The sequence below is a fragment of the Actinoplanes sp. NPDC051859 genome (assembly GCF_044452725.1).
Taxonomy (GTDB): domain Bacteria; phylum Actinomycetota; class Actinomycetes; order Mycobacteriales; family Micromonosporaceae; genus Actinoplanes.
In genome coordinates, this window is sequence record NZ_JBITBX010000006.1 from 416,028 (window position 1) to 442,027 (window position 26,000).

Genomic DNA, 26,000 nt, shown 5'->3' on the forward strand with positions numbered 1-26,000 from the left:
GCCTCCCCATCCCTCGCAGGTCCGGCGAACCTACCTCGACGGCGACGCCGACGGCTCGGGCGCTAACCCGATCGTGTAGTCCTGGATCGTGTAACACGACTCGTCGTCAGCCACCGTCGCCGACTTGTCGATCGTGATCCGCGTGGGATGAGCGTCCCCCAAGTCTCGCTCCACCTCGACCTTCGCGCCCTTCTGCCGTGCGCTCTCCGCCTCCGCCTCCAACTGCTGCAACGTCGGCACCAGATTCGCCAACCGCAACATCAGCGCCCGTCGAGCCGCATCGTCCAGCCCCTCGGTCCGGACCACCTCGTCACCCTCGACGGTGACCCGGAACTTCCCGAGCAGGGCACGTTCCCCGCAATCAGACGTCAACGTGAAGACGTACTTCGCCGGCACCGACCAGGTCGTCGGCGGCTCGTTCATGACGTTCGGTTCGGCGTTCGCGCACCCGCTCAGCAGCACGGCGAGCACGGCACAGGAGACGAGACGACGCACAGGACCCTCCACGGGAATCGACGCTAAACCTTCAGACGCGTACGGCGACAGCACCGTTCCGCCCGGCGGGTGACCGCGCGACTGTGCGATCGTTTCCTGGTGGCCGGACAACGCGGGGAGTCAGCGCTGCGCCCCCTGCTGACCTGGCGTCGCGTCTTCGCCCGCATGCGCGCGGTCCTCCGCAACGGCATCACCACGTTCGTGGTGCTCTCCTTCACCCTCTGGCTGATGCCCGGCGTGCGCTCCACCGACGTCGTCGACACCATGGGCCTCGTCGTCCTCGTCGCGGTCGTCGGCGCCGTACTCCGTCCACTGCTGCTCTTCGGCGTGATCGCGCTGGGCGGCTGGGGTGCGATGCTGCTCGGCGTCGCCGCCCAGGTCATCGTCATGGCCGTCGCCCTGGAACTGGACCCGTCGAAACGGCTCAGCGGTTGGCCCACCGTCGGCGTCGCCGCCCTGCTCGCCGTGGTCTGCGCCGCGATCTTCGACTGGATGATCGACAGTGGCACCGAGGACACCTTCCAGAACGAAGCCACCCGGCTCATGCGCGGCATCAGGCGGCGCCAGGCCCGGCAAGCCGGCGGCCGGATCTTCGAGCTGCGCCGCCCCCGCCCCGGCACCGATCCCGGCCTGCTGATCGTTCAACTCGACGGGGTCAGCGAGCCGGTGCTGCGCTGGGCCGTACGCGCCGGCAACCTGCCGACCATCGGCCGCTGGCTGCGCTCCGGCACACACACCATGCGTGGCTGGCACACCGGCCTGCCCTCGACCACCCCGGCCGCGCAGGCCGGCATCCTGCACGGCGCCGCCCGGCAGATTCCCGCTTTCCGGTGGTTCGAGAAAGACACCGGCCGGCTGATGGTCTCCAACCGGCCCCGCGATGCCGCCGTGATCGAACAGCGCCTCTCCGACGGTCAGGGTCTGCTGCGCGACGACGGTGTCAGCATCGGCAACGCCTTCTCCGGCGACGCGAAGATCGCCCTGCTCACGGTCAGCCACGCGGCGCTGCCCGGCCGCTCGGCCCGCGGGTGGGCGGCCTTCATGGCAAGCCCGTTCGGCTTCACGCGAGCCCTGGTCCTCGGCATCGGTGAAGTCTTCGCCGAACTCCACCAGGCCCGCCTGCAACGCCGCCGCGACCTGCACCCGCGCGTCAGCCGCTCCGGCGCCTTCCTCGCCCTGCGCCCCGCCTCGATCCTGCTGCGCGACGTCAACGTCTCCCTCATCGCCGAACAGATGGCCCGCGGTGCCCCCGCCGTCTACTGCGACCTGGTCGACTACGACGAGGTCGCCCACCACGCCGGCCCGGCCCGACCCGAATCGCTGCGCCAACTCGAAAGCCTCGACCAGATGCTCGGCGTCCTGGAACGCCTCGGCCAGGAAGCCGCCCGCGACTACCGCATCGTCGTCCTCTCCGACCACGGCCAGAGCCAGGGCGCCACGTTCCGCCAACGCCACGGCGAGACCCTCGACGAGGCGGTCGAACGGTTCTCCGCCCCCGACCCGGCCGACGCCCCGAGCGTCCCCGCCGAAGAGGAAGCCACCCGCGAGCCGGAGTTCCCGCAGCCGCCCGTCGCCCCGGTGCTGGTCGTCTCTTCCGGCAACCTCGCTCTCATTTACTTCACCCGGCACCCCGGCCGCCTGGACCGCGCCCGCATCGACGCGACCTATCCCAAGCTCATCGGTGGCCTGGCCGGCCACCCCGGCATCGGCCTCGTCGTGGTTCATGAAGGCGACGGACCCGTGGCGTACGGGCCGGCGGGCTCGCACCGGCTCACCGACGGCACGGTGACCGGGCAGGACCCGCTGCTTCCGTACGGCCCGCAGGCCCGCACCGACCTGCTCCGCCACCAGGAGACCGCCCACGTCGGCGACCTGGTCGTGATCAGCGCGCTGGACCCGCTCACCAGCGAGGTGTCTGCCTTCGAGGAACTGGTGGGCTCGCACGGCGGGCTCGGCGGCTGGCAGACCGAAGGCATGCTGGTCCACCCCGCCGACTGGCAGATCACCCAGGGCGACCTGAACGGGCCGGACGCCGTACACCGGCAGCTGATCGATTGGCTGGAACTGTTGGACCTGCGCGCCCCCGCCCCGTTGCCCGCCTCCTCACCCGCGCTTGACCCGTCGCCTGCCTCCTCGCCGGCGCTTGATTCGTCGCCCGCCTCCTCACCCGCGCTCGACCCGTCGGCCGCGCTTGACCCGTCGCCCGCCTCCTCGCCGGAGCTTGATTCGTCGCCCGCCTCCTCACCCGCGCTCGACCCGTCGGCCGCGCTAGACCCGTCGGCCGTGGCCCGTCGCCGCGGCTGACCGTGCCGGGGGAGTGACGCGGTCCCAGAAGGCCGGGACGGCGCGGCGGCGCGACTTTCGCACAGCCGAGATGGTTGATTGAAATGTGCGTTTTATCCCTTTTGTGCGCCGCGTCCTGTTGACCGCCGTCGCGTCCACCACCCTCGTCGCCGCCACCAGCGCCGCCCCCGCACTAGCGGTCGGCAACAGCCCGGAAAAGGCCCCCCTCTTCAACGGCTCCGTCTACGCCATCGCCTACCGCGGCGACACCGTCTACGTAGGTGGCTCCTTCACCAGCGTCGCCTGGGGTGGCCGCAGCTACGAGCGCGCCCGGCTCGCCGCCTTCAACACCCGCTCCGGCGCCCTGCTCAACTGGTCACCCAAGGCCAACAGCACCGTACGCGCCCTCGCCGCCGAAGGCTCCGCTGTCTACGCCGGCGGCAGCTTCACCACCGTCTCCGGCTGGCAACGCGACAACCTCGTCCGCCTCGACGCGAACACCGGCAACGTCAGCGCCTTCTCCCACCGGGTCACCGGCACCCCGTACGCACTAGCCACCGGCAACGGCCGCCTCTACGCCGCCGGCAGCTTCTCCGCCATCAACGGCAGCACCCGCCGCAACGCCGCCGCCTTCTCCCTGTCCAGCGGCTCCCTCGACAGCAAATGGAAGCCGAGCGCCGACGACGCGATCCACAGCCTCGCCGTCACCGGCAGCCGCGTCTACCTCGGCGGCTCCTTCCACAAGGTCAGCGGCGTCAGCGGCACCCTGCGCATCGCCGCCGTCACCCCCACCGGAGGATCGGTCGACAAAGCCTTCCGCCCATCCGCGAAAGCCCAGGTCAACGCCATCGCCACCGACTCCAACGGGGTCTACGCCGCCACCGGCGGCCAGGGCGGCCGCCTCCTCGCCTTCACCCCCAGCGGCAAACCGCGCTGGCAACGAGTCTTCGACGGCGACGCCACCGCGGTCACCACGCTGAGCGGCACCATCTATGTCGGCGGCCACTTCGACCGAGCCTGCACCACCCTCAACAACGGCGCCCAAGGCACCTGCACCGACGGCTCGATCTCCCGCGTCAAGCTCGCCGCGGTCTCCCAGTCCGGCGCCCTGACCGGCTGGGCCCCCCAAGCCAACGGCGTCATCGGCGTCCGCACCCTCGTCACCGACCGCAACCGCGGCGCCATCGGCGCCGGCGGCGACTTCACCACCATCGGCGGCCAGAACCGCAAACGGTACGCATCCTTCCGCTGACCTGACCCGAAGAAGCCCGGTTCCCGTACGGGGGCCGGGCTCCTTCGTTCGGCCATCATGAGGCAGTGGTTGTTGCGGCCATTGCCGCGTACTTACGGTCTGGGCGGTCCGGGAATTGTTGCCTGACGCGCTGACGTTCGGTGAAGCCGGCTTTCGTGAGGCGGGCGGAGAGCTCGTCAACGGGCCAGCGGTAGGCGCGATGGACCTTGTGGTCGAACGCAGCCACCCGGTCATCGCTGTCGAAGAAGCCGATCACCAGCTTCCCGGACGGAACCAGCATCCGGCGAAACTCAGCAAGTACCCCGTCCAGCTCCGATGGCGGTAGATGGATGGTCGAGTACCAGGACAGGATGCCGGCCACCGACCGGTCGGGAAGGTTCAGGTCGGTCATCGATCCGAATCGAAACGTCGGTCCGGGGAAGTTCGTCCTGGCGTAGTCGATGAACTCGGGGACGAGGTCGACGCCGGTCACGTCGGCGCCGAGCGAATGCAGGTAGGCGCTCCAATGCCCGGGGCCGCAACCGAGGTCGAGCACCGGGCCGGCCAGGCCGACGAGGTGATCTCGAAGGAGAGCCGTGTCGTCCACGTCGGCCTGCCAGTCATCCGCGAACAGGTCGATGTACTGCTTCGACATGCCCGAGTAGGCGTCGCGGACCGACTGGTTTCTCACGACGTGACTCTAAGGGTGCTGCTGCGACGCCGTCGCGGTGAGTTCTCCGACGGCGTCGCAGCAGATCGTCACAGGATTTAGGCGCGCACCCGGCGCCTGCGGTTAGCCATCACGGCGCCCAGTGCCATCGCCATGCCGAGCAACAGGGACGGCACGGCCATGGGGCGGAGGAGCATCGATGCGTACGGGAAAGCACTGAGTTCGCTCAGCGTCACCAGGAGGAAAGTGGGCGCGGCCGCGAGAAGCAGGCGCGGGTCGGCCGTCGCGATCCAGAGGAAGGCGGCCAGCACCGCCAGCAGGCCGATCATTGTCGGAGCCGGCAGCGGCAGTTCCACAAACCAGTCCAGAGTATTCAGACTGACCAGGTGCAGGACGAGCACGGGCGCTGTGACCAGGGCTGCGTCGCCCACCCCGACCGGCGGCACGTCGGCGGGACGAAAAAAGCCGGCGATCATCAGGGGCGCCGCCACGAACGGTCCCCACCACGCGGGTGCCGCGCCGGAGGTGAACATGTTCACGGCACCCAGGTTCGGCGCGACCATTGCCGCCACCACCAAGGCCAGCGCCGTACGCCGCCAACCGAGAACGAGGGTCACCAGAGTCGCCAGCACCAGGACCAGGTTCAGCGTGTGGACCGGGAACCGTTCCCAGAGTTGGCTGATTCCGTCCGGCACGACGAAGAACATCAAGAAGTCCAGTCCGAACAGCGCACTCACGGCGAGGACGGCCACGGCCGCCAGGTGCATGCCCTGCCAGAGCAGCACGGCCGCCGGACGACCCGCCGTGCTGCCTCCGCGAACCCGGAGGCCGCCGCGCACCAGGGCGATCGCCTGATGGAGTTCGGGCCACCGACGGGTGGTCGGGGCGTCGCCGAGCAGGACCTCGAGCATTTCGTCGCTGCGTTCACGACGGTACGGGGCGGGGTAGGACCGGAGCAGCGCGCGGTAGCGGCGCTCGAGGATTTCGTGGCTCATGCTGGCGGGTCCTCCAGGTAGACGGTCGGCTGGCCGGGCGTTGGCAGGCTGCGGCAGCCGGTCGAACACAGACGTTCGGCCGACTCGCGGTCGGGTGTTGGCGGGTTACTGCAGGTGGTCGAACACGGATGATCTGCCGGCTTTCGACCAGGGCGCGGTCCGTGGATCCTGGCGACGCCGAGCCCGGCGCGGGTCGTCGTGATCCATGGGGCCGCCCTAGGCGATGGCGGTTCTTGGCAGCCGGTCGTGCACGATGCGGGCGGCTCGGGCGAGCCGGTCCGCTTCCTCGGCCAGCACCGCGTGCCCATCCTCGGTGAGGCGGTAGTAGCGACGGGCCCGACCGTTGACGATCTCTTCGCCGTCGGCGACGACGAGGCCTTCGCCGAGCAGCCGGTCAATGACCGAATAGAGCGAGCCGGCGGCGAGCTTTACTCGCCCTCCGGAGAGGTCTTCCACTTGCTTGACGACGGCGTATCCATGCAGTCGCCCGTCGAGAAGCGCGGCGAGGACGAAGTACGACGGCTCGCGCAGAGCAGTTGATCGCATGGCAGGAAGAATACATAAGCTACTTGTATATGCAACAGCGCTCTCGACATTCGGTCGTGGCTGGGCATGGGGCGCGCACGATGCCGACATCTATTCAGAAATGCCGGATTCGCGAGTGGCACCGAGGAGGAGCTTGATGCGGGCAACGACGATCTCGGCGCGCGATGCCTGTGACGGTGGGCTGGGGTGGGTGGCACACAATGGGCGGGTGCGGATCACCACTCTGGCGCCGTTGGCCGTCGACGGGCAGGTTGTGCGGGGCGAGCGTCTGGCCGCCGTGATTCGGGAGCTTGCCGGGGCGCGGGGCCGGGCTGTCTCTACTAACGCGCTGGCGGATGCCGTGTGGCATGGGGATCCGCCCGAGGACGCGGCCGGGGCGGTGCAGGCGCTGGTTTCTCGGGCGCGGCGGCTCGGGCTTCCTGTCGTGGCCGTTGCGGGCGGTTACCGGGTGCCTGCCGAGCAGGTGGAGACCGATGCCGCCGCCGCTCGGGCGTCGGTTGACCAGGCGCGGCTGGCGCTGCGGGATGGTGATCCGCAGCGTGCTCGGCGGGCGGCGGAAGCCGCGCGGGCGTTGTTTCCCGAGGTGCCCGACCTGGTCGACGGCGAGGTGGCCCGTCTGTTCGCGGATGTCACCGCCGTGGGTGCCGAGGCCGCGTTGGGCGCTGGTGCCTCGTGGCCGGAGAACGACCTGCGGCTGCTGGCCGGCCGGACCCCGCCTGATGAACCGGCGGTGGCCCTGCTCGTCCGGGTGTTGGCTGCTCAGGGCCGGGATGCGGAAGCTCTCGAGGTCGTCGAGCGGTTGCGCGCCGAGCTGGCCGACCGGTACGGCTCCGATCCGTCGCCGGTGATCGCCGATGTCCATCTCGCCCTGCTGCGGGGGGAGCTCAAGCCGCGAAGTGCGCCGCGCCGGTCGGCGCTGGTTGCCATGCCAGCGTCGTGGCTGCGGCCGGGAACAGCGTTCGTGGGGCGGGATGGCGATGTGGCGGAGGTGGTTCGGCAGCTTGCCGAGGCTCCGCTGGTCACTGTGGTGGCAACCGGGGGTGCCGGGAAGACTCGCCTGGCCGCCGAGGTGGCGAGACGGGCGCCTGGCGCCGTACGTGTGATTGAGCTTGCGGGTCTGCGGTCTTCCGATGAGGTGTTGTCGGTGGTGCTCGCGGCGCTGGGCGGAGCGGAGACCACGACACCGGGGCTCACCGTCGAGCGGCGGGTGTTGACACCTGAGGAGCGGTTGCGGGCGGTGGCGCCGGAGTTGGCCGGGCTGGTGGTGCTCGACAACTGTGAGCATGTGCTGGATGCGGCGGCCACGGTGGTTGCCGATCTCCTGGCTGCGGCGGGTCCGGAGCTGGCGGTGCTGGCGACGAGCCGGGCACCGCTGGGGTTGGCGGGCGAGTCGGTGTATCGACTCGCGGCGTTGCCCGATGCGGAGGCGCTTGACCTGTTGGAGACCCGGGCTCGGGCCGGCGGGGCGGCGATGACCTGGGATGTCGAGCGGGCACTGGCCCTCTGTCACCGGCTCGACAATCTGCCCCTCGCGCTCGAGCTGGCCGCTGCGCGGTTGCGGCATATGCCGATCGACGATGTGCTGGCCGGGCTGTCCGACCGGTTCGCGTTGCTGGACGAGGCGCTGCGCGGGCTGCCCGAGCGGCATGCCAGCCTGTGGGCGATGGTCGACTGGAGCCGGGAGCTGCTGGCCCCGGCCGAGCGGGACCTGCTGCAACGCCTGGCCGTCATCCCCGCGCCGTTCACCGCCGACGCTGCAGCTGCCGTCGCGGTTGCAGGAGGGGCAGCCCGCGCGGGTAGGCAGCCCGACGTCCGTCGTGGCTTAGCAATCCTGGTCGAGCAGTCGCTGGTGATCTTGGAGGACGGCGACGGCGGGCCGTCCCGCTACCGCATGCTGGAGACGGTGCGGGAATACGGCGAGGCGCGCCTGGGCGACCGCCGCGCGGCGATGACCGGCCTCGTGACATGGGCCAGGCAGCAGGCGGTGGCGCTGGGCGCCGACCACATTGGACCAAAGCAGCTGGAGGCCCTCGCCGCCACCGCCAAGGAGCAGGAGAACTTGCTTGCGGCGCTGCGGTGGAGCGCAGCCCAGGACGACGAGCCCGCCATGGTCGACCTGGCCGCGGCGTTGTTCCAGCTGTGGACCGTACGGGGACTGCACGTCGAGGTGTCGACGTGGAGCCGGACCGTGCTGAGGGCTGACGATCCCGCGGCTCGGACCAGGTCGGCGGTTGCTCGGGGCGAGGCGTCCGGCAGGCCGTTGCCGAACGCGGACCGGCTCGCGGGAGTGTGCTTGCTGGCCCGGGTGAACGGGTCGATCACCGGACCGCCCCGGCTGACCGCGTTGGCGGGGCGAGCGTTGCGTCTGGTGGTCAGGGAGCGGTCCGCTGACATCTCCGCGCGGCACCTTGCGATGGCCGAAGCGTTGCCGGGGTTTGACCGGTTCGCTCCGGAGGAGACCATGCGGCACGCCGCGAAGCTGATCGCCCATCCGGACCCGTTCGTGCGAGCACTGGGTCTGTTCGCGCGCGCGGTTGTCCGGGAGAACAGTGGCATGCCGGACCAGTCTGTCGTGGACGCCGAAGCCGCGTACGCGATGTTCGAAACGGCGGGTGACCACTGGGGGATGGCTATGGCTGCGCAGGCGATGGGGCATTCCTTCGGCACTCGCCGGGAGAACTCGGTGGAGTGGTTGCAGCGCAGCTTGCAGCACATGAACCTGGTCGGCGCCGTGCAGGATGCCCGCTCGGTCCGGTTGATGCTCGACGCCAAACTGGCGCTCGAAGGCGATGCCGGCGCGGAGCGGCGACTGCGTGAGTCGGCGTCCTCCGCGCAATCGGATGACGGCGACGTGGCTCATGCGAGTCTGGGCCTGGCCCACATCGCGTGGGAACGCCGCCATCTCGCTGAGGTGGTGGAGCACGCCGACGCGGTGTTGCGGGCGACCGCGGGTCTGCCCGCGCCGCTGGCCGAACATCGGGTCGTCTTCCGGATCGCCGTGGCGGTGCTCTACCTGATGGCCGAGGAGTCGGAAGCCCGCGGCGTCGCCCAGCTCACGCTGGCCCGCGACGAAGTGCTGAAGACGAACGACGCTCCGCTCGCCGGTGCGTGGGCGCTGGGCGGTGCGGTGTGTGCGGCTCAGCGCGGTGACGACCAGCTCGCCCGTGAGCTGTGGGCGCGCGCCATGCGTTCCGGGGCCTCGTTGAGCATGATGCTGCCGCCGGGCGGGAACGAACGCCTGACGGCGGCCCTCGGCACCGAGGACCGCCGTCAACAGTTGCTGGCTGAGCGTCGTGACGAGCCCGTCGCGGCGACCGCCGCGCAGATCCGCGAGCTCATGGACCGACTGCTCAGACCTTCTTCCGGTACGCCCGGAGCGCCAGCGGCATGAAGCACACCACGAATCCGGCGCACCACGCGAGCGTCCACCACACGTGATTGTCGAGCGGCGTGCCGAGGAACAGGCCGCGTACCGCGCCGACCAGGTGGGTCAGCGGGTTCACGTCGACGAACGCCTGCATCCAGCCCGGCAGCGTGCTCGTGCTGACGAACACGTTGGAGGCGAAGCTGAGCGGCATGATCAAGGCGAACATCAAACCCTGGACTGCGCCGGGGGTACGGACCTTCATCGCCACGAAGACCGGCAGCCAACTCAGGCACAGCGCGAAAAGGACGGCGAGCAGGCAGCCGGCGATCGCACTGAACGGGTCCGTGGTGATCCGGAAGCCCATGACGTAACCGATGCCGACCGTCACCAGCGTGACGATCAGGTAGCGCACCACGTCACCCAGCACGGCACCGACCAGCGGCGCCGACCGGGGCACCGGCAGCGACCGGAACCGGTCGAAGATGCCCTTCTGCAGGTCGGTGTTGAGGTTGACACCGATCGCGATGCAGCCGGTGGCGATCGTCTGCGCCAGGATGCCCGGCAGGAGGAACTGCAGGTAGTCGTGGGTCGACCCGGCCACCGCCCCGCCGAAGATGTAGACGAAGATGACCAGGAACAGCACCGGCTGCAGGGTCACGTCGATCAGCGCTTCGGGCGTACGCCAGGTCTTGATCAGGCTGCGCTTCGCGAGTGCGAGCGAGTGCCGTACCAGCCGGAAGGGGCGGCGCTGCGGAGCGGCCGCGACTTTGGCGATGGGCGTACGGGGCTTCTCGGCGAGCATCGTCATGCCGCGACCTCCGCACGGTCAGCCTTGCCGGTGAGCGAGAAGAAGACCTCGTCCAGGCTCGGCAGGTGCAGGGACAACTCGGTGACCGCGACCCCGGCACCCGCCAGCCGCGCCACCGCCTCGGTCAGCGCGGCGTCACCGGTCACCGGTACGGCCAGTACGCCCTTGCGGATCTCGTCGGCCGCCGCACCCGACGACACCTCGGACAGGATCGCGGTGGTCCGGGCCAGGTCGGCCGGGTTGGTGGGGCGTACCTCGAGGGTCTGCCCGCCGACCACCCGCTTCAGCCCGTCCGGGGTGTCGTGGGCGATGACCCGACCGTGGTCGATCACGGTGATCGCATCAGCCAGCGCGTCGGCCTCTTCCAGATACTGCGTCGTGAGCAGCACCGTCGCACCGCCCGCCACCAGGCTGCGCACCACGTCCCACATGTCTTCGCGCTTCGCCGGGTCGAGGCCGGTGGTCGGCTCGTCCAGGAAGATCACGTCCGGGGAGCCGACCAGGCTCGCGGCCAGGTCCAGCCGGCGCCGCATGCCGCCCGAATACGTCTTGGCCATCCGGTCGGCGGCCCCGGTCAGGTCGAACCACTCCAGTAGTTCCGCCGCCCGGCTTCGGGCACCCGCCCGGCCCAGGTCCAGCAGCGTGCCGAAGAGTTCCAGGTTCTGCCGGCCGGTCAGATCCTCGTCGACCGAGGCGTACTGGCCGGTCAGGCCGATCGACTGGCGGACCCGCTCAGCGTCCTTCACGACGTCGAACCCGGCGATCCGCGCACTGCCCGCATCCGGCGTCAGCAGGGTCGAGAGGATCCGTACGGCGGTGGTCTTGCCCGCGCCGTTGGGGCCGAGCACGCCGAGCACCGTGCCGCGGGGCACAGCCAGGTCGACCCCCTGCAACGCTTTTGTCGCACCGAAGTGCTTGACGAGGCCCTCGGCCTCGATCACGAGTTCTGCGGTCATGGTGAGAAGTCTGTGCCGGCCCGCTGACACGGCACCGACACGCCACCGACACGGGCGCTACAGGCCCTTGGTGCGAATGCCCCGGGCCAGGAAGGACCAGTACCGGGCGGGAGCGAAGCGGACCAGCAGGTCGGCCGCCTTAGCGATCGCGGTGATCACCAGCCGGGGCTTGCGCGCCTGCACCGCCGCGATGATCTGTCGGGCGGCCTCCTCCGGTGGCAGGGTCAGCGCCAGCTCCGTGAACCGCTTGATCTGCTCCGCCTGCTCCCCGTCGACGTCCGGGCCGCTGATCCGCGCACTCGTGGCGATGTTCGTGCGTACGCCGCCGGGGTGCACGACCGTTACCCCGACCCGGCCGGCCAACTCGTGCCGCAGCGCCTCGGAGAAGCCGCGGACGCCGAACTTGCTGGTCGCGTACGCCACCTGCGCCGGCGGTGCGAGCAAGCCGAACAGGCTGGACACGTTGACGACGTGCGCGCCGGGACGCTCCAGCAGCTGAGGCAGGAACGCCTTGGTCATCCGGACCACCGCATGCAGGTTGATCTCCATCAACCAGTCGAAGTCCTTCATCCCGACCTGCTCGAAGGTGCCGCTCAACGCCACCCCGGCATTGTTGATCAACAGGTCGGTGCCGCCGTGCCGCTCGGCCACCTCGGCGGCCAGATCCAGCCGGTCGCCGCCGTCGCCCAGATCCACGACATGGGTGCTGACGTCCTTGGCGCCGATCTGCCGCGCCTGCTCAGCGACCCGCTCCACGCCGTCGCCGTCGATGTCGACCAGCGCGAGCACGGCCCGCCGCTTCGCCAGATTCAGGGCTAGCGCCGCGCCGATCCCGCTCGCCGCCCCGGTGACCACACACGTACGCCCCGCGAACGCAAACCGCTCCATCGCACCCATCGTCCGATTATCGCCGCGCCGCACCTCCGCGTACACCCGCTCAGCGCCGCCGCAAATCGAAAGCCCACCTGCCGCAAATCGAACACGAAGCCGTCGCAGATCGAAAGCCAAGCCGTCGCAAATCGAAAGTCCGGAGCCGCTCGGCTGCTGGTCGAGGGCGAGATCCAATCGGTCGAGCCAGCCTTTGGCGCCCACGGGGGCTACCCATCGCGGCGGCATGGGAGACGAGCAACCTGGCTGTTCGCCCTCCGCAAGCACCTTGCACTTCGCCGATGGCTCGGGCAGGCGGTGTCAGGCGGCGGCTTCCTCATCGAGGGTGGGGTCGGCTTCGCGGGCGCGGCGGCGGCGGACGTGGATGACGACGTAGGCGGCGATGGCGACGGCGATCCCGCCGATCACCCAGAAGGTGTACTGGTGGGACTCCTCGACCATCTTCACGAGCTGGGTGCCGAAGAGGTAGGCGACCGTGGTCCACCAACCGACCCACAGCGCCGCGCCGATGGTGTTGTAGAGGAGGAAGGTTCTCCAGGGCATGTTGGTGAGGCCGGCGATGACCCCGTTGAGCTGGCGGAGGCCGTCGATGAAGCGGGCCACCACGACGATGCGGTTGCCGCGGCGAGCGAAGAAGCGCTCGGCGCGTTCCAGGCGGGGCGGGGTGATGAAGATGTACTTGCCGAAGCGGTTCACCGCCTTGCGGCCGCCGCGGACGCCGATCCAGTAGCCGATGTTGTCGCCGAGGACGGCCGCGATGAAGCAGACCGCTGCTACCGCGAAGATGTCCAGCCGGCCCCAGGTGGAGTAGATCGCGGCGGCGATCATGAGGGTTTGGCCGGGGGCGGGAACGCCGAAGCTCTCCACCCCGATGACGCCGGCCAGGGCGAGGTAGCCCCAGCGGTCGAGGATCGGCGCCACCGGTTGCAGGAGGCTAGGCAGTTCGGCAGGCGGCGGCATGGGCTTTTCGCGGCTCCCGTCGGCGGTGGCGGGGTGGCTCCCCGGACTGACACCGTATCCAGCCGGAACACCCGCAAACTTCCGAGTGCCACTCCCGAGCGGCGGAAACACCGAAATTCCCCACTCCGCAGCCTGTGGATAACGTGTGGATTTCCCGGCGGCCCGGCCCGGGATTGAACTGCGGCCGGCCGAGATCCGTTCCTCCCCAAGGAATGTCGAAGGAGGAGGACGTCGTTTTGTCTGGTTCACTGCGCGATGCGCTGGTCTCCCGCTTCCGCCGGCGCGCTGCCGCAGCGCCGGCGACGTCGGGATCGACGGCGGAGCCGCCGCAGGACGAGACAGTGCCGTCGTCGTCCGACGCCACAGAGATGTCCGTCGAGGGCGAGAAGTCTGACAAACCGGAAGCGGCCGCGCCGAGCCGGTTGCGGCGGATCGCCGGCGGTGCGCTGACCACCGGCGCCATCGTCCTGATCTTCGCGGCGACGATCATGCCGAACGTGGTGGGCCGCCTCGAACGGCCCGGCACCTACGTCCGCCTGCCGATCGAGCTTTTCCTCGCCGTCGGCGTCCTGCTCCTGGCCCGCGGGCGTTGGCAGCGGATCGCCGCCGGAGTCTTCGGCGCGGGACTCGGCCTCCTGGTCCTGGAAAAGGGCCTCGACATGGGCTTCGGCAAGGTCCTGGCCCGACCCTTCGACCCGGTGCTCGACTGGGAGCTCTTCGACGACGCCCACTCGTTCGTCCAGGACTCCTACGGCCAGGCCGGCGCGACCGGCGCGGTGATCGGCATCGTGGTGATCATCGTGGCAGTGCTTGCGCTGATGACCCTCGCGTTCCGGCGGATCGCCAAGGTGACCGTGCGACACCGGACGGCCATGACGCGGGCCACGCTTTCCGGCATCGCGGTGTGGGTGGTCTGCCTGGTGCTGGGTGTCCAGGTGTTCGAGCAGATCCCGGTGGCGGCGCGCGCCAGTGTCACGTACGCATGGGACCGGGTTCGTCTGGTCCAAGCGGGCCTGAACGACGAGAAGGACTTCGCCCGCGAGGTCAAGGTCGACGCGTTTGCGGCGACGCCGCCGGACCAGCTGCTCGCCGGTCTGCGCGGCAAGGACGTCTTCGTCACCTTCGTCGAAAGCTACGGCCGCTCGGCGATCGAAGATCCAGCCCTTTCCCCGGGTACGGTCGACGTGCTGACCGACGGCATGGTCGACCTGAGCAAGGCCGGGTATGCCGCCAAGAGCGGCTGGCTCACCTCCCCGACCGCGGGCGGCGGCAGCTGGCTCGCCCACTCGACCCTGCTGTCTGGTCTCTGGATCAACAACCAGCAGCGCTACCGGAACCTCACCGCCAGTGAGCGGCTGACCCTGACCAGCCTGTCGAAGAAAGCCGGTTTTGACACGGTCAGCGTGATGCCGGGTGCCAAGCGGGCCTGGCCGGAGGGCGACTTCTACGGCTACGACCGGGTCTTCGACTCGCGCAACACCGGCTACGCCGGCCCGAAGTTCAGCTGGTCGCCGCAGCCGGACCAGTACACGCTGTCCTGGTTCCAGAAGAACGTGCACGGCCCGGCCCACGCGCCGCTGTTCGTCGAGATGCCCCTGGTGTCCAGCCACACGCCCTGGGCGCCGATCCCCAGCTTCATCGACTGGGACGACGTCGGCGACGGCTCCGTCTACGACCAGATCAAGAAGGACGCCAAGAAGTCCGGCTCGGTCTGGCAGGACCCGGCGAAGGTCAAACGCGAGTACAGCCGCTCGATCCAGTACACGCTGACGACCGTCATCTCGTACCTGGAGAAGTTCGGCGACGACGACACCGTCATGGTGTTTCTCGGCGACCACCAGCCAGCCCCGATCGTGGTCGGCGAGGGCGCCAGCCGCGACGTGCCGATCACCATCGTCGCCAAGGACAAGTCGGTGCTGAACCGGGTGGCCGGCTGGAACTGGACCGACGGGCTCAAGCCCGCCCCGAACGCGCCGGTGTGGCGGATGGACCAGTTCCGGGACAAGTTCCTCACCGCGTACGGCCCGGCGTCCGGCGACGCCACCCGGGCGATGCGGGCACCGGGCCGCTGACCGTCAGCGCTTGCCGGACTTCTTCTTGGCCTTGCGGGTGCTCTTCTTGACGGTCACGGCGGACTTGGCCTCGACCTTGGTCACGGTCTGCCCGGTGATGCCCTCGGTGCCGCTCACCTGAACGGTGGCACCCACGACTACATCGGCGAGTGTGGCGGTCTTGCGGTCGAGGGTGACCTTGGCGCCGGACCCCACGGTGACCGTGACCGGCTTCGCGGTGGCGGCCTTCGCGCCCTTGCGGGCCGCAGGCGGAACCAAGGTGAGTGTGCTGGCCGCGCTGTCGACCGCGCTGACCGTGCCACCCAGCCGCAGGTCCCAGCTCGTCACGGCCTCGACCAGGTCGGCGGTCCGTACCTCCTCGGCGTCCTCGTCCTCTTCATCAACGGTGACCGTCCCGCTGAGCCGGACCCGCGCCCCGACCGGCACATCGCCCAGCGCGGCGTCGTCCTCGTCAACGGTGACGGTCGCGTCGGCGGCGACTGCGATGGTCTCTTCCTCGGCGGCACCGTTGGCGCCCGGGTGGCTGAGGGTGATCGTCGCGGCCGCGGAATCGACCGCGGTGACCGTGCCGCCGGCGCGGAACTCGCTCGCACTGTCGTCCTCGTCGGCCGGGCCGCGGTCCTCGACTGGCCGCTGCCCGTCCCGGCCGCCTCCGTCACCCGGCCCCCTGCCGCCCGGCCCGCGGCCTTCCGGAGCGTGCGCCGCGGTCGTCGTGGACTGCTTGTCGGAAGCAGGAGCAGCCTGCGCGGGCGCGGCCAGCGCGCCGGTCAGGGCAACACCAACGACGGCGGCGAGGACTGCGGTGAGGTGGCGCTGGCGCATGGGCGGAACTCCCTGATTCGAAGCGGTGGGGTGACGTCTTCGAGAATCGGGGCGGACTCTGTGCGGACCCTAGCGATCCGGGTGCCGAACCGCAGCACTATGGGAGCAGGACGGTTGCCGACTCAGTCCTCTTGGGGTAACACGAACCCGCCGCCACCCAGCCCGGCGTATAGACCCGGAGCTGTTGACCGGACTAAGACTTCGACCTCGGTGTGTCGTTGCACCAGCCGTTAGTTCTTCTCCGACCGTTGGGGAGGGCGAATGCCGGTGTACGAGGGTGGCCGAGGCGTTGATGAGATCCACCTGGCTCGGTGGGGTCGGGTGGTTCAGTCGGACGGTGTGGTGCCGTGGCTGGTGGTGGATTCGCAGGGCACGCCGGTGGACCCGGTTCTCCGGTTCTTGCGTGACTTCGTCGCCCGGGGGAAACAGAGCGAGATCGGTGCGTAGCTACGCATATGACCTGCATCGCTGGTGGCGATTTCTGCAGGTGATCGAGGTGCCGTGGGACCCAGCGACGAGTACAGAGACGAAAGACTTCGTGCTGTAGCTGATGCGGGCCCGCAAGCCGGTCGCGGGCCGAGGCACCCGATCGGTGACCACGGCGGGGTCGGTGAACGCAGTGACCCGCAAGCAGTGCCTGGGCGACGGATATCAGCCGCGCACGATCCGGCACAGCAACGCGGTGTTGCGGTCGTTCTACGAGTTCTGGATCGAGCTCGGCGAGGGGCATTTGGTCAATCCGGTGCCGCAGCAGCGTCCGCGCGGGCGCCCTCGCCGATCGTCTGCAGGAGGCCAAAGAACAAGGCTGGATGGGTGAAGTGCCGCTATCGAGACCACCATGGCCGCGGCCGAGCACAAGCTCCATGCTGTGAGGGACACGGCCTCCCGCACCACGACCGTCAGCCTCGCTATGCCCGATTTCCGCGGCGCCATCGCGCGCCGCTCCGAGGCGCAACGAGAAGTAAGATGATCAGTCGATGCAACCTCATCAGCAAGGGAACAAGGATATGACCGTCTTCCTCTGTTCCAAGTGCGGCACCGCGATCACGTCGGAACTCATGAAGCTCCCAGCGATCCCCGACGTCTCCAACAACGAACACGACCGGGATGAAAAGACTCGTCGAGCTCCTTCCACGATCCCGCAGGGGCACTATGCGATCGATCCCGAGCCCTGGGGCTTTCCCTATGTGGTGCAGGACGACCAAGAGAACCCAAAGCCAGCGCAGTCCCGCAGCCCCATGGTCAGCCACGAAGAAGGCTTCGTCATCTCTGCCGGCACCCGGGACACCGTCGTAGTGCACCCCGAGGACGCTCCAGGTCTTCAACCGCTACCCGACTGGAAGAACAGCAGTGGCTGCTGCGGACCTGCAGGATACGAAGGGCTCAACCGTGCCTGCCACTGCGGCGCTCCAGTCGCGACACTCGCCGCCGACTGCTATGACCTTACGAACTGCACCTTGATCCGATCCGGACATACGCTCTGGCCCAGTAGGCGCATCCCGCACGAACGACACGCGTAACAGGGGCGCCTTGAGCTGCCTTGAACCTTCGGTGACATTCCGCCATGCCGATTCTCGGCACTCTCCGTGAGTAGCGTGGTGAGCATCTTTACGAAAGATCATTTTGGTTAAGCCTGCATCCGATGCCCTGCCATTCACCCGGAAGAGATCACGGATGGTGCCCAAAGCGAGCGTGTCAGGGGCAGCTTTGCCTGGTTAATCCATGATCATCCGTTTGGTGAGGGTGGACCGAACCGCGCTGCGCTACGGACTTGTCGGAGGCGCGTACTACCCTCGATCAGGCAGAAAACCCCGCAGCGTGACGCGCAAGGGGCGACGGCTACGGGGTCATCCTGACTGGCATCTGGACGATATCCCGAACGCGGACCTGGTGGGCAGTGCCCTACCGGTTTGTGTCATTTCAGCCGTCCGTCGCATCGTAGTGTCCGCCCGGGGCCTCACCCATGGCCGCAGGCCGAACAGGACAACAGCATGACGACACTGGAAGAACTGCTCGACGAAGGTCGCCACACTCTCGAGGTGACTCCGGAGGAGCTGGCGGAGGCCCGTTCACGCCGGAACCAGATCAACGACGCGCTGCGCGACGCTTTCCCGGACTCGCGCAGCTACATCAACGGCAGCGTCGCGCACGGAGACGCCAACACCCCACTCACCGACGTCGACCAGGGCGTCGTGGTCGCCGACGCCGGCGACTACGGGCCCGGCCGGCAGGAAGCGACTCCCTTGATGGAGGCGGCCCGGGAGGCGATTCGCGATCACATGGCCGGTGACTACGAGAAGCTGCGAGTCACCATCGAGGGCCGCAAACGGTCCGTGCTGATCAGCTTCGGTGACCCGGTCACGCCCGGGCAGGACGACTTCACCGCCGACGTGATCGTCGCGATCGACAACACCGACGACGCTGGCCTCTGGATTCCGAACCGCGACATTGATGCCGGCTGGGACCGCTCACACCCCGAGAAGCACACCGAGTCGGTCTGGGACGCCATCGAACGCACGGACAAGATGTTCGCCAAGGTCATCCGGCTGCTCAAGCACTGGCGTGACCGGCACGGCAAGCCACTGCACTCATGGAACGTCAAGGCGCTCGCCCTGGAGTGCATCGCCGACGAGCCTTACACCCTGCTCGAAGGACTCGACAGGTTCTTCACCCATGCCACCGACGCGATCGGTGAGGGGTTCACTGAGGACCCGGCCGGTGTTTCCGACCCGATCAAGCTGCCCATGTCCCGCAAGGATGTCAGGTGGCGCCTGCAAGTGGCGCGCGACCACATCACCGAGGCGATCGCGCACGAGGAAGCCGGACGCTCGGCCCTCGCCCAGCACGAGTTGCATCTCGTGCTCCCCGGCGTCGTCGCTGACAGTGATGCAGCCGACCTGAGGCGGGAAGAAGTGGGCCGGCTCAGGGCTGGAGCCACGCTCATCACCACCGCGGCGCCGACCCTTACTCGAGGCTGGGCTCCTCGTTGAGTTGGTATGGCGCCCACCTTGCATGGTGGGCCCCGCTGGAACGCGAAGCGCGGCACCGGTTCGGGCCCACCCTGCAATACCACTACGGCAGAGAATCCCTCACCTATGTCGTCGAAGGGCTCGACGTCATAGGTGATTCAGACCCGGTCACGATGACGATCCGCTTCTACGCCAAGCCGCCCTACGGCACTTACGGGCTGCCCCCCGAAGACTTCCCGCGTGTCTTCGCGAAGCCGGGCGCCACATCGAAACACCGGTACCCAAGAGATGACGCGCTCTGTCTCTGGCAGCCGCACGATCCGCCTGATGCCCGTTGGACCAGCTCCAAGGGCCTCCTGGATCTCATCGAGGTCGCCCGGCGGCACCTGTTCCTGGAGAACCACTGGCGCGAAACCGGTGGCCCAAACGGCGGCGAGTGGGTTCTACCCGACGCACCGCACGGACTGGAAGAGCCAAAATGACCCCGCCACCGAGCACGGGCTGGACCTGGGCCTTGACCGTCGCCGTCGTCGTCCCCTTCATCACCGTTTCCGGAAGCATCCTCGTCGCCGGATTGGTCAACCGATTCAACACTCGCAAAGCACGCCTCGACGACAAGGCGAAGTCCTTCGCCGAGGCGCTTACCACGATCGAAGAATACGCCGAGATGCCCTACCGCATCCGACGGCGACCGAACACCGAAAACGCGCGGCATGAAGTCTCCGCAGACTTCGGCAAAATCAAGGCGCGGATCCAATTCCACCTTGCCTGGCTACAGATCCAAGCACCTGACGTTCACGAGGCCTACAAGCTGCTCGACGAAGCCGCCCGCGGCCAAGCCGGCCGCCAAGCCCGCGAAGCATGGCTGCAACCGCCCCTCACCACCGATGAGCAGATGAACCTGGGCGTTTCCTACCCCCGCGACGAGATTGACCGGGCCCGCAACCGCTGCCTCGCCGCCATGCTGCGGTCCCTCAACCGCGAGAAGGATGCGAGAAAGCTGCCCATCTCCGGACCGGTGCCACGGGACCGCAGCGGCCTAGGCGAGTAGTTCGGAAAAGCGTGCGGGTGGCTACGTCGACGTCATAGTCCAGCGGTGGTGCCGCCCTCGGCGTCAATCTCGACGAGCAATTCGCCGACAGGCAGGGATCCGCGGCAGTAATCGAGAAACAGTGGATGTATCCAGCATGAGGTGGATCGGGCGGTCAGTCACGCGGCAGTGGTGGGACGCAGACCCACGCGATCCCGAGCTGCTTTCGCAGCTCGGGATCGCGTCGCTCGCGGGTCTCGGCCAGACGACGGCGAGCGCGCGCCCGGTCCTCGTCCGTGACGACGATCCCCCGCTCGGCGAGCAGTGCGGACATGTCTCAGACGGCTGTCCGGCAGCTGGCGTCGCGACGCCAGAATACCGCGGCCAAGCGCCAGCGCGCCGCCCCGCGAAACGACAGAACGCCGGCCCGAACCGGGCCGGCGTTCCAGGTCTGCGGGGGCTTTAGATGCTGTCGGCGGCCAGGTGGCTGCGCAGCTTGGTCAGGGCTTTGGTGAGCAGGCGGCTGACGTGCATCTGGGAGATGCCGATGTGGTCGGCGATCTGGGATTGGGTGAGGTTGCCGTAGAAGCGCAGGGTGAGGATTTTTTGTTCGCGGGGGTCGAGGGTGGCGAGGGCGGGGCCGAGGGCGACGCGGGTTTCGGCGAGTTCGAATTCGTGGTCTTCGCCGCCGAGGGTGTCGCCGAGTTCGGTGGTGCCGTCGGTGCTGATGGGGGTGGAGAGGCTGGTGGCGTTGTAGGCGCGGGCGCCTTCGAGGCCTTCCAGGATGTCTTCTTCGGTGACGCCGAGGTGCACGGCGATGTCGGCGACGGTGGGGGACCGGCCCAGGGTGTGGGTCAGGGTTGCGTTGGCTTCGGTGATGGCGAGCCGGAGTTCTTGCAGGCGGCGGGGGACGCGGACGGACCAGGTGCGGTCGCGGAAGTGGCGTTTGATTTCGCCGATGATGGTGGGGATGGCGTAGCCGGCGAAGTCGACGCCGCGGGTGGGGTCGAATTTGTCGACGGCTTTGATGAGGCCGACCATGGCGGTTTGGATGAGGTCGTCGGTGGGTTCGCCGCGGCCGGCGTAGCGGTGGGCGAGGTGCCGGGCGAGGGGCTGCCACGCCTCGATGGCGCGGTCGCGCAGCGACACCCGGGAGGGGTGGCCGGCGGGCATCGCTGCCATGGCGTTGAGGAGATCGGCGGCGCTGTCTTCCGGCGCCTTGCTGATCGTGGCCGTCTTCGTGGTCGACGGGGCCGACTGGGTCACAGTCATTCCGTGGTCCTCCCTGAGCACCTGGTCCGGAGAGCCGGCCCGGCGGGGGATGCCGGGCCCGGATCGGGCTGGGTGTCGCTATCGGTCCGTGGGGTCCGGCGGTCGGTGTGACCGCCGGTGCCCACGCGTGCTTGGCCGTTCGGTTACGACGACCATAGCTGACCGGTCGAGGAAAGACTAGCCGAAAGTATGAGTGACTGGGGGTAGTGGACCCCTCACGTTGTAGTACCCTGCCCGATTTCAGGGCTTGAGTACGGCCTTGATGCAGCCATCCTCCTTGTTGTTGAACAGCTCGTAGACGTGCGGCGCCTCTTCCAGCGGGACCCGGTGGGTGACCAGGTCGTCGACGCCGAGCGGGTCGTCGTCGCCGGTGAGCAGCGGCATGAGGTCGTCCACCCAGCGCTTGACGTGGGCCTGGCCCATCCGCAGGGTCACGCCCTTGTCGAAGAGGTCCATCATCGGGAACGGGTCGGCCTGACCGCCGTACACGCCGATGATCGAAATCGTGCCGGCTCGGCGGACCGCGTCGAAGGCGGTGCGTAGCGCGCCCATCCGGTCCACGCCGGCCTTGTCGATCGCCGTACGGGCCAGCGCGTCCGGCAGCTTCCCGGCCGCCTTCTGGGCGAACTCCTGGACCGGGGTGCCGTGCGCCTCCATGCCGACCGCTTCGATCACGCTGTCGGCACCCCGCCCGGCGGTCAGCTCCCGCACAGCCGCAGGCACGTCGTCGACCTCGGAGAAGTCGATGACCTCGATGCCGTTGCGGCGGGCCATTTCCAGGCGCTCGGGAACGCGGTCGGTGGCGATGACGCGTCCGGCGCCGAGGTGGCGGGCGATCCGGGCGGACATCTGGCCGATCGGCCCGAGCCCGGTGACGAACACCGTGTCGCCCGGTGCGAAGTCGGCGTACTTCGCGGCCTGCCACGAGGTGGTCAGCACGTCCGACAGGAACAGATAGCGCTCGTCGGGATGGCCGTCCGGCACCTTGATCGGGCCGAACTGCGCCTGCGGCACTCGCAGGTATTCGGCCTGCCCGCCCGGAACCTGGCCGTAAAGCTTGGAGAACCCGAGGAGCGAGGCGCCCTTACCCTGCGAGGTGACCTGCGTGGTCTCACACTGCGCATAGAGGCCGCGGGAACACATCCAGCAGTGGCCGCAGGAGATGTTGAAGGGGATGACGACCCGGTCGCCCGGCTTGATGTGGGTGACCTCGGCGCCGACCTCCTCGACGATGCCCATCGGCTCGTGGCCGAGAATGTCGCCGGCGTCGAGGTACATCCCGAGCACGTTGTAGAGGTGCAGGTCGGAGCCGCAGATGGCGGTGGACGTCATGCGTACGATGGCGTCCGTGGGCTCGTGGATCTTCGGGTCTGGAACGGTCTCGACGGACACCTTTCCGGTGCCCTGCCACGTCAATGCACGCATGTTCTCTCCGAAGATCGCTGGACGGCCCTCGCAGATCGAATGCCCCGTCTTGCCGTGGATACACCTCGGGCCGGGTGGCAAGACGCGCCCGCGACCCCGACGAATTTGACAGCCATCAGGCCGAAGCGAATCGTAGGCAGGCCGTTGTGTTGCGCCGGGAGGATCCTTGCTCGCTCTGTCCCGCCGCCGACTGCTGATGCTGGCCGGAGTCGGTGGCCTGTCGATACCGCTCGCCGCCGTGCCCGCGTTTGCCAAGACTGCCGACCCCGTTGCGGCGGTGTATCGGCGGGTGCTGCTCGCGCACACCCGCTGGGTGCAGGCGCAGGACGACACTGCGCTCGGTCCGATGGTGGTGCTCGGCAACGCCGTGCTGCTGGGCATGCCGGACTACGACGCCGAACTGGCTGGGGTGGACGCGGCAACGCTGCGGGCAAAGACCGTCGCGGCTGTTGCGCGTCACGCCGCCACCAACAAGCTTGGTGGGGGAGACGAGTGGGGTCAGCGACTTTCTCCGGATTCGACAGCTGTGCTGTATTTCGTGCTCGCCGCGCGGCTGCTGTGGTCCGACCTCGACCCGGCGACCCGGGAACGGGTGCAGCGCATCGCCGAAGGGCAGGCCGCGTACGCATACCAGCTCAATGCCGGCAACGATCCGCTGAGCGGTGAGTGGGGTCCGAACGGCATCGACGGCGGCTGGCAGGGCGACAGCAAGCTCGGGGAGATGGGTGTCTACGCGCAGGCCCTGGCGCCGGGCATGGCGTGGAGTGCGGATGCCGCCACCACCAAGGCGTGGCGGGCCCGGTTCCGGTTCTGGGCCGGGAATGCCAGCGCGTTGCCGGCGGCCGACCGGGCCAACCCCGCCGTGGTCGACGGCGAGCAGGTCGACCGGTTGACCAGCGCTCACAACGTGCACGATGCGTTCTTTGTGGAACGGGACGGCGTCTTCGATCCGGACGCACAGGCCGAGTTGTGGCGGACAGCGGGGCGCTCGGCGATCCATTTCCTCGTCGCGAAGCGCCCGATTCCCGAGGTGTTGACGCGGCAGCCCAACGGCGAGCAGCTGTGGCGGACGCTGCGCCTGTTGGCAACCGCCTCAGGCGAGCCGCTGCAGCCGATGGGACCGAAACACCTCCACCGGTACGCCCGCAGCGTGCTGCCACTCGCCTTCCTGGCCCAGGTCCAGGGCGATCGGGACGCGGCCCGCGCCGAGGCGGACCTGGCCGAGCGGTTGCTGCCGTGGGTGCAGCAGGCGCCGGCGAACCGGTTGACGAAGGTGGACGATCAGCAGAAGGACGAGGCGGAGGCGCGCGCGGAGATCGCCGTCGCGTATCTGCTGCACATGCTGCGCCCCCTGCCGGTCCTGCCAGCCTCCCGGGACGAGTTCTTCAGCCGGGCGGCGGGCACCCGCGATTTCGGTACGGCCGGACTCACCGTGCACCAGTCGACGGCCGCCCTCGCCGCGGCTGTCACCAAGCCCGAGTTCGCCCGCCTGCTGTGGCTGCCGGACCACGACACCGAGTTGGTCGACCCGCGGGTCTCGGCGTTCCTGCCGACCGGTGCCGTGCCGACGGGGCATTGGACGCGGGCATACACCGGCAGCCGCGACGGCATCCAAGCGACCGCTACCGTTTTCGCGCTGGCGGGGGGATACGCGGGGTTTGCCACGCTGCCGTCCGGGGCGGTCGTTTACGCCCAGGCAGGCGTGTCGGGCGAGGGCGGTCTCGTCCTGGGCAACACGGGCACCCGCACGTTCACGTACGCGGGTGGCCGCGCCGAGCTGCGCAACGAACTGACCGGCGACATCACGTTCACTGCGCGTCCGGCCCGTTACGTGCGCATGCTCGGCCGCGAACCGGCCACCGCCGAGGGGTACGCGCTGTGGAGCTTCGCGGTGCTCGACGTCACGGGTGCCGACCTGGCCCAGGGCGCGATGCCCACCGCTTCTTCGCAGGACCCGTGGAATCCGACGCGGCACGCTACTGACGGCAACCCGCACACTCGCTGGGCGGTGGATCCGGAGGAACGCGGCCGGGCTGACTCCTGGCTCGCCGTCGACCTGGGCACCGCGGTGCAGGTGGCGGGTGTGCGGATCGCCTGGGATGCCGCGTACGGAAAGAAGTTCTTGATCCAGACCTCGACGGACGGTCAAAGCTGGACCGATGCGGCTACTGTTCCGCAGACCCGCAGCGTGGCGCGCTGGGTGGGCATCGACGGCCGGGCCGGGTTGGTAGCGCACGGCGGCGACGGGAAGATCTCGGTGACCGGCACCTCGGTCGGCGTGACGGCGCCGCTGGTCGAGGGTTATCCGGGCGGCCACTCGAAGCTGGCCGGGGCGGCCGCAAGAATCATGCCTGCCGCCGACGGGCTGGCGGTCAGCGACGCCGACGGGTTCCTGAGCGTTTTCAACCTCACCGCCCGGCCGGTTCGGGACGCGGTCGTGCGCCTACCGTCGCGGCATGCGCTCTATCTCGGCGAGCAGGTGCTGACGCAGGACGGCGTCGAGTGGAAGGTCAGTCTGGACGGCGGCACCGCGCGGGTGGAAGCGCCGCGGTTCACCGTTGCGGGCGATCCGCCGAAGGGCACGCGGTTCGTCGTGCGCGACTCGCACCACGTCACGGTCACCGCTCCAGCGGGGCGCCGGGTCGTGGTCACGCTGCGGCGCGGTGACCGGGCGGATACCGTACGCGTCCCCGCCGGCAAGTCCCGCGACGTCACGATCTCGGGCGGCCCGCTGACCCCGACCGCCGACCTGGCCCGGGGCCGGACGACGTTTCCGACCTCGCCCCTGCCAGCGGGCATGACTTCCCCGAACCGCGCGGTCGACGGCGATCCGGCGACGTCGTGGCGGCCGGGTGCCGCCGGGCGGATGGTGGTCGACCTCGGCGCCGTGACTCCGGTGTCCGCGGTCCGGCTCCGCTGGTCCAAGGGTCGGCGGCGGCCGCATCAGCTTGAGGCTTCGACGGACGGCCACACCTACGAAACGCTGGGTGCCCAAGCCCGGTACGTCGCCGTCGTGGTCGAGGGGTGGCGGCCGGGTGACGCCGAGGTGACGGAGCTGTCCGTCACCTGAGCGGGGTGTGACCTTCGCTCGACGCGTCGGTATGCTCGTCCGCGGGCCGTGACTGGCGTGTTGAGGATGGATGACCATCGGGGAGCGGTCCCACCCACTTCGGGGTGACCGCCGTGCGCCTGGGCCTCACCGAACCTGTGA

Annotated in this window: 22 protein-coding genes and 1 riboswitch; of the genes, 10 read left to right on the forward strand and 12 right to left on the reverse strand. The window is 69.0% G+C overall.

Features of this window, described 5'->3' with window-relative positions; genetic code table 11:
- Nucleotides 1-30 precede the first annotated feature (30 nt).
- A complete protein-coding gene (locus ACIA1L_RS18570) occupies nt 31-495 on the reverse strand; it encodes a DUF6174 domain-containing protein (RefSeq protein ID WP_396074002.1) in 465 nt (154 codons plus the stop codon).
- 99 nt (nt 496-594) lie between these two features.
- Between ACIA1L_RS18570 and ACIA1L_RS18575 the strand changes: the two genes are divergently transcribed.
- On the forward strand, nt 595-2,799 hold the full coding sequence (locus ACIA1L_RS18575) for an alkaline phosphatase family protein (protein ID WP_396074003.1): 2,205 nt from the start codon (nt 595-597) through the stop codon (nt 2,797-2,799).
- Nucleotides 2,800-2,902: 103 nt separating this feature from the next.
- Nucleotides 2,903-4,030, forward strand: a complete 1,128-nt coding sequence (locus ACIA1L_RS18580; protein WP_396074005.1) for a hypothetical protein — start codon at nt 2,903-2,905, stop codon at nt 4,028-4,030.
- A 55-nt stretch (nt 4,031-4,085) separates the two neighbouring features.
- Here ACIA1L_RS18580 and ACIA1L_RS18585 read toward each other — a convergent pair whose 3' ends face one another.
- The 3 genes from ACIA1L_RS18585 to ACIA1L_RS18595 form a co-directional block, all read right to left on the reverse strand.
- Nucleotides 4,086-4,664, reverse strand: coding sequence for a class I SAM-dependent methyltransferase (locus tag ACIA1L_RS18585; RefSeq protein WP_396074084.1), 579 nt, complete (start codon nt 4,662-4,664; stop codon nt 4,086-4,088).
- Between the two features lie 113 nt (nt 4,665-4,777).
- Nucleotides 4,778-5,674: a hypothetical protein gene (locus ACIA1L_RS18590; protein ID WP_396074007.1), complete on the reverse strand. Its 897-nt coding sequence runs from the start codon at nt 5,672-5,674 to the stop codon at nt 4,778-4,780.
- Nucleotides 5,675-5,890: 216 nt separating this feature from the next.
- Nucleotides 5,891-6,220, reverse strand: coding sequence for a PadR family transcriptional regulator (locus tag ACIA1L_RS18595; RefSeq protein WP_396074008.1), 330 nt, complete (start codon nt 6,218-6,220; stop codon nt 5,891-5,893).
- 208 nt (nt 6,221-6,428) lie between these two features.
- On the opposite strand from ACIA1L_RS18595, the gene ACIA1L_RS18600 reads away from it, so the two are divergent.
- Entirely contained in the window at nt 6,429-9,611 is a 3,183-nt protein-coding gene (locus ACIA1L_RS18600) for a BTAD domain-containing putative transcriptional regulator (protein ID WP_396074009.1), read from the forward strand.
- On the opposite strand, the gene ACIA1L_RS18605 is transcribed toward ACIA1L_RS18600, so the two are convergent.
- The 4 genes from ACIA1L_RS18605 to ACIA1L_RS18620 form a co-directional block, all read right to left on the reverse strand.
- Nucleotides 9,571-10,395, reverse strand: a complete 825-nt coding sequence (locus tag ACIA1L_RS18605) for an ABC transporter permease (protein WP_396074010.1) — start codon at nt 10,393-10,395, stop codon at nt 9,571-9,573. The genes ACIA1L_RS18600 and ACIA1L_RS18605 overlap by 41 nt on opposite strands.
- On the reverse strand, nt 10,392-11,351 hold the full coding sequence (locus ACIA1L_RS18610; RefSeq protein WP_396074011.1) for an ATP-binding cassette domain-containing protein: 960 nt from the start codon (nt 11,349-11,351) through the stop codon (nt 10,392-10,394). Before ACIA1L_RS18610 ends, ACIA1L_RS18605 begins: the two co-directional genes overlap by 4 nt.
- Nucleotides 11,352-11,408: 57 nt before the next feature.
- Complete coding sequence (locus ACIA1L_RS18615; protein WP_396074012.1) at nt 11,409-12,248, reverse strand: SDR family NAD(P)-dependent oxidoreductase; 840 nt, start codon at nt 12,246-12,248, stop codon at nt 11,409-11,411.
- 291 nt (nt 12,249-12,539) lie between these two features.
- Complete coding sequence (locus tag ACIA1L_RS18620; protein ID WP_396074013.1) at nt 12,540-13,160, reverse strand: DedA family protein; 621 nt, start codon at nt 13,158-13,160, stop codon at nt 12,540-12,542.
- Nucleotides 13,161-13,435: 275 nt separating this feature from the next.
- Here ACIA1L_RS18620 and ACIA1L_RS18625 point away from each other — a divergent pair, with 275 nt between their 5' ends.
- Entirely contained in the window at nt 13,436-15,271 is a 1,836-nt protein-coding gene (locus ACIA1L_RS18625; RefSeq protein ID WP_396074014.1) for a sulfatase-like hydrolase/transferase, read from the forward strand.
- A 3-nt stretch (nt 15,272-15,274) separates the two neighbouring features.
- Here ACIA1L_RS18625 and ACIA1L_RS18630 read toward each other — a convergent pair whose 3' ends face one another.
- A complete protein-coding gene (locus ACIA1L_RS18630) occupies nt 15,275-16,093 on the reverse strand; it encodes a hypothetical protein (protein WP_396074015.1) in 819 nt (272 codons plus the stop codon).
- Between the two features lie 261 nt (nt 16,094-16,354).
- Between ACIA1L_RS18630 and ACIA1L_RS18635 the strand changes: the two genes are divergently transcribed.
- From ACIA1L_RS18635 to ACIA1L_RS18655, 5 genes are all read left to right on the forward strand, one after another.
- Nucleotides 16,355-16,540 (forward strand): hypothetical protein, encoded by a 186-nt coding sequence (locus ACIA1L_RS18635; RefSeq protein ID WP_396074016.1) that lies wholly within the window; start codon nt 16,355-16,357, stop codon nt 16,538-16,540.
- 560 nt (nt 16,541-17,100) lie between these two features.
- A complete protein-coding gene (locus tag ACIA1L_RS18640; RefSeq protein WP_396074017.1) occupies nt 17,101-17,613 on the forward strand; it encodes a hypothetical protein in 513 nt (170 codons plus the stop codon).
- A gap of 471 nt (nt 17,614-18,084) precedes the next feature.
- Nucleotides 18,085-19,083: a hypothetical protein gene (locus ACIA1L_RS18645; protein ID WP_396074018.1), complete on the forward strand. Its 999-nt coding sequence runs from the start codon at nt 18,085-18,087 to the stop codon at nt 19,081-19,083.
- 152 nt (nt 19,084-19,235) lie between these two features.
- Nucleotides 19,236-19,544 (forward strand): hypothetical protein, encoded by a 309-nt coding sequence (locus ACIA1L_RS18650; protein ID WP_396074019.1) that lies wholly within the window; start codon nt 19,236-19,238, stop codon nt 19,542-19,544.
- The gene (locus ACIA1L_RS18655) at nt 19,541-20,113 is read left to right on the forward strand and encodes a hypothetical protein (protein WP_396074020.1); all 573 of its coding nucleotides are present in this window, start codon (nt 19,541-19,543) and stop codon (nt 20,111-20,113) included. The genes ACIA1L_RS18650 and ACIA1L_RS18655 overlap by 4 nt, the downstream gene beginning before the upstream one ends.
- A gap of 154 nt (nt 20,114-20,267) precedes the next feature.
- Here the strand turns inward: ACIA1L_RS18655 and ACIA1L_RS18660 are convergent, their stop codons facing one another.
- From ACIA1L_RS18660 to ACIA1L_RS18670, 3 genes are all read right to left on the reverse strand, one after another.
- Nucleotides 20,268-20,426, reverse strand: coding sequence for a hypothetical protein (locus ACIA1L_RS18660; protein WP_396074021.1), 159 nt, complete (start codon nt 20,424-20,426; stop codon nt 20,268-20,270).
- Between the two features lie 128 nt (nt 20,427-20,554).
- Nucleotides 20,555-21,364: an RNA polymerase sigma factor SigF gene (locus ACIA1L_RS18665; RefSeq protein ID WP_396074023.1), complete on the reverse strand. Its 810-nt coding sequence runs from the start codon at nt 21,362-21,364 to the stop codon at nt 20,555-20,557.
- 240 nt (nt 21,365-21,604) lie between these two features.
- Nucleotides 21,605-22,789: a zinc-dependent alcohol dehydrogenase gene (locus ACIA1L_RS18670; protein ID WP_396074025.1), complete on the reverse strand. Its 1,185-nt coding sequence runs from the start codon at nt 22,787-22,789 to the stop codon at nt 21,605-21,607.
- Between the two features lie 166 nt (nt 22,790-22,955).
- On the opposite strand from ACIA1L_RS18670, the gene ACIA1L_RS18675 reads away from it, so the two are divergent.
- Nucleotides 22,956-25,859, forward strand: coding sequence for a discoidin domain-containing protein (locus ACIA1L_RS18675; RefSeq protein WP_396074027.1), 2,904 nt, complete (start codon nt 22,956-22,958; stop codon nt 25,857-25,859).
- A gap of 38 nt (nt 25,860-25,897) precedes the next feature.
- Nucleotides 25,898-25,991: riboswitch (ZMP/ZTP riboswitch) on the forward strand.
- Nucleotides 25,992-26,000: the final 9 nt, after the last annotated feature.

Excerpts from the sequence above, each read along its gene's own strand:
- ACIA1L_RS18615 (WP_396074012.1), bottom strand. The coding sequence starts at position 12,248 with ATGGGTGCGATGGAGCGGTTTGCGTTCGCGGGGCGTACGTGTGTGGTC.
- ACIA1L_RS18635 (WP_396074016.1), top strand. The coding sequence starts at position 16,355 with ATGCCGGTGTACGAGGGTGGCCGAGGCGTTGATGAGATCCACCTGGCT.
- ACIA1L_RS18630 (WP_396074015.1), bottom strand. The coding sequence starts at position 16,093 with ATGCGCCAGCGCCACCTCACCGCAGTCCTCGCCGCCGTCGTTGGTGTT.
- ACIA1L_RS18640 (WP_396074017.1), top strand. The coding sequence starts at position 17,101 with ATGACCGTCTTCCTCTGTTCCAAGTGCGGCACCGCGATCACGTCGGAA.
- ACIA1L_RS18655 (WP_396074020.1), top strand. The coding sequence starts at position 19,541 with ATGACCCCGCCACCGAGCACGGGCTGGACCTGGGCCTTGACCGTCGCC.
- ACIA1L_RS18665 (WP_396074023.1), bottom strand. The coding sequence starts at position 21,364 with ATGACTGTGACCCAGTCGGCCCCGTCGACCACGAAGACGGCCACGATC.
- ACIA1L_RS18605 (WP_396074010.1), bottom strand. The coding sequence starts at position 10,395 with ATGACGATGCTCGCCGAGAAGCCCCGTACGCCCATCGCCAAAGTCGCG.
- ACIA1L_RS18595 (WP_396074008.1), bottom strand. The coding sequence starts at position 6,220 with ATGCGATCAACTGCTCTGCGCGAGCCGTCGTACTTCGTCCTCGCCGCG.
- ACIA1L_RS18660 (WP_396074021.1), bottom strand. The coding sequence starts at position 20,426 with ATGTCCGCACTGCTCGCCGAGCGGGGGATCGTCGTCACGGACGAGGAC.
- ACIA1L_RS18645 (WP_396074018.1), top strand. The coding sequence starts at position 18,085 with ATGACGACACTGGAAGAACTGCTCGACGAAGGTCGCCACACTCTCGAG.
- ACIA1L_RS18610 (WP_396074011.1), bottom strand. The coding sequence starts at position 11,351 with ATGACCGCAGAACTCGTGATCGAGGCCGAGGGCCTCGTCAAGCACTTC.
- ACIA1L_RS18650 (WP_396074019.1), top strand. The coding sequence starts at position 19,236 with ATGACGATCCGCTTCTACGCCAAGCCGCCCTACGGCACTTACGGGCTG.
- ACIA1L_RS18590 (WP_396074007.1), bottom strand. The coding sequence starts at position 5,674 with ATGAGCCACGAAATCCTCGAGCGCCGCTACCGCGCGCTGCTCCGGTCC.
- ACIA1L_RS18585 (WP_396074084.1), bottom strand. The coding sequence starts at position 4,664 with ATGTCGAAGCAGTACATCGACCTGTTCGCGGATGACTGGCAGGCCGAC.
- ACIA1L_RS18670 (WP_396074025.1), bottom strand. The coding sequence starts at position 22,789 with ATGCGTGCATTGACGTGGCAGGGCACCGGAAAGGTGTCCGTCGAGACC.